We start from the raw sequence: 362 nt of genomic DNA, 5'->3' as shown, positions 1-362 counted from the left end.
GCGTCGGGTCCGGTGCGGCTGGTCAGGTGCAGGTGGGTGATGCCGTGGGTGGTGACGAGGTGTTCGGCGATGAGTCGTCCGAGGGTGCCGGTGCCGCCGGTGATCAGGGTGGTGCCGTCGGGGTCGGGTGGTGCGGGGATGGTCAGGACGACCTTGCCGATGTGGCGGGCCTGGCTGAGATGCCGGTACGCCTCCGGCGCATGCCGGATGTCATAGGAAGTGGCCGGGAGCGGATGGAGCTGTCCTTCATCGAAGAGCGGACGCAACCGGCTGAGGATCTCCTGGATGCGCTCCGGGCCGGCCTGGAGGACGTCGAACGCCCGGTACCGCACACCGGCATGCCCGGCCGCGACCTGCTCGGA

Annotated in this window: 1 protein-coding gene; it reads right to left on the bottom strand. The window is 69.9% G+C overall.

Going from position 1 to position 362, the window contains the following annotated elements:
• A partial coding sequence (locus tag IEZ03_RS37150; RefSeq protein WP_189241289.1) for a zinc-binding dehydrogenase occupies positions 1-362 on the bottom strand: 362 nt, incomplete at both ends.

The organism is Actinomadura livida (genome assembly GCF_014648675.1).
Taxonomy (GTDB): domain Bacteria; phylum Actinomycetota; class Actinomycetes; order Streptosporangiales; family Streptosporangiaceae; genus Spirillospora; species Spirillospora livida.
This window is presented reverse-complemented; position numbering and strand designations above follow the sequence as displayed.